The sequence below is a fragment of the Moorena sp. SIO4G3 genome, assembly GCF_010692305.1.
Taxonomy (GTDB): Bacteria; Cyanobacteriota; Cyanobacteriia; order Cyanobacteriales; family Coleofasciculaceae; genus Moorena; species Moorena producens_A.
In genome coordinates this window covers 1-2,166 of the sequence record NZ_JAAHIG010000676.1, presented here as the reverse complement: position 1 = coordinate 2,166, position 2,166 = coordinate 1, and the positions used below count along the sequence as shown (strand labels likewise).

General features: G+C 46.8%; 1 protein-coding gene. It reads right to left on the bottom strand.

What is annotated here, in order from left to right:
* Positions 1-88: 88 nt before the first annotated feature.
* The gene (locus tag F6J99_RS44455) at positions 89-1,591 is read right to left on the bottom strand and encodes a reverse transcriptase domain-containing protein (RefSeq protein WP_293106400.1); all 1,503 of its coding nucleotides are present in this window, start codon (positions 1,589-1,591) and stop codon (positions 89-91) included.
* Between the last annotated feature and the right edge of the window lie 575 nt (positions 1,592-2,166).

Genomic DNA, 2,166 nt, shown 5'->3' with positions numbered 1-2,166 from the left:
CTGTTAGAGTCGATGTCCCCTATTAAGGGGAGCACCTCTCCTTCAGAACCGTACGTGAAGCTTTCGCCTCATACGGCTCCTAGATATCCTAGTCTTTCGACTTGCTCCAGTGGATTTGCTGGTGACAGCTTTGATGGACTGCTAGTAAGTTCTTTGGTTTCCAGTTGTCGTGGTTTCCATCGACGTGATGAAGGTGTACAGACTCGTCTTCTAGGAACTTCAATCCACAGTGTCCACAGGAATGGCGTTGTTTTTTCAGGGCTGTTGAAGTAGCATCAGAGTATAACCGGGAGTTGCGGTTGCTCCAGTACATCAGGTCACCGTCGTAGGGTGACTTGGTGCCCTTTACGTTCACGTGTTGGTTTTGCTTGTAACCTACCCCAGGAAACCCTCTTTTACATAATTCATTTGCTTTCCACCGGTCTACCTTTTTTTCCTTGCGGAATTTCCGGTTTGCGGTTTTGTTCATGAACCAGAGAGAGTCTCGTGAACTGCTCATATCGCAGCTACTGTGGTAATTTCTCCACCCGCGAACTATGGGTGCTAATTTTGTGGCCTTTACTTCTGCGCCGTAATTCGAGTTATTGACCACGGCTTTAATTTTCTTCCGGATGTTCCGGTGGTTTTCCTCTGAGGGAATAGACCGAAACTTTCCGTTTTTCTGGACGCGGAAATTCCACCCCAGGAAGTCAAATCCGTCTGTCGTTTTGGTTAGCTTGGTCTTTTCTTCACTGACCTCCATACCACGTTCTGCCAAGAAGACTTTGACTTTGTCTATTATCTTCTGTGCGTCATCTTTTGGTTTTAAGATAAACACCATGTCGTCTGCGTATCGCAAGCTAGTGTGAATATCCTCTATTCCGTTTAGAGCGACATTGGCTAGTAGGGGGCTTACCACTCCACCCTGTGGGGTTCCTTGCTCAGGGAATTCGGGATTAACTCCTGCTTTAAGACATCGGAATATCCCGTATTTTAAGCCTGATGGTGCAATTAACCTTTCCATGATGGTGGTGTGACAGATGCGGTCGAAGCACTTTTTTATGTCTAACTCAATCACCTTCTTGTTAATGCCGTTTTTATCTGATTTCAGGTGTAGTTGGAGGCGCTTTTGGACATCCTGGGCGCTTCTTCCTGTTCTAAAACCGTAGCTATCGGCACTGAATGTGGCTTCGTGAGCCGGTTCGAGGGCGAATTTTGCTAGACACTGCCATGCTCTATCTGTAATGGTTGGTATCTTCAACATCCGGGTCTTCCCATTCTTTTTAGGGATAGGGATTTCCCGTAGTCGGCTATGCCTCCAGTCTGCGGCATAGTCGTTCAGTGTTTCCACCAATGCCATTCTCTGTTTATAAGAGAGGCTTGACTGGCCATCGATTCCCGCAGTCTTTTTGCCCTTATTTAGTTGGGTCACTTGACGGACGGCCAAAAGTTGAGCTGAACGGGATTTCAGAATCAGTTTTTGTAGAGACCGGGCTTTTCTCAGGTCACCATCTCGAACTGCTTTATACACTCTCTTTTGTAGGCGGAAAAGATTTTGGCGGAGTTTCTTCCACTGTTGTCCTTTCCAGAGTTCGCTATATCTTATTGACATGCGTCTAACTATGCTCTCCATTGGTTTGTGTATTCTGGATACCCGTGCCCAGTTTCCGGGCACATCCTACCCGACAGTGGGGATTAGACTTGGCATAGTTTACCGAGGTTTCGACCGTTCCTCAGACCCATGTTTTGCTGTCGTTTTTACTTGTTCCGTCTGTTGGATTGTTTTGACGATTTAGGGCAGTCCAATTTGCCTATCCTCTTCTCGGAGATTACAGCTATCGATTAACAAACGCTGTGAGAATAAAGGGATGAAGTCTCGCATTTAAGTTCAGATTGCGGCTTGTCGTTTAGACATTTTTTAAGGACTTTCGTTAATCTACCCATGTCGTCTCCCTTTTAGCGGCAGTGTGGCTAATCTGTTTCACCTCTGATTCCGCCCTGGTGCCAGCTTCACTCTGTAGGTTGCCGCCTACTCGGTGTGGCCAGATAAGGAGTCACATATCTCTTAATGGGGTGGGCTTTTCACCACCATCCAATAGACAGTTAGAATTCGGGTATTTTACCCGCGAATTCCCTAAGTCATACCCCTCCAGTTTCTGAAGGCTCCTACCTAGAACAAGCCGCACT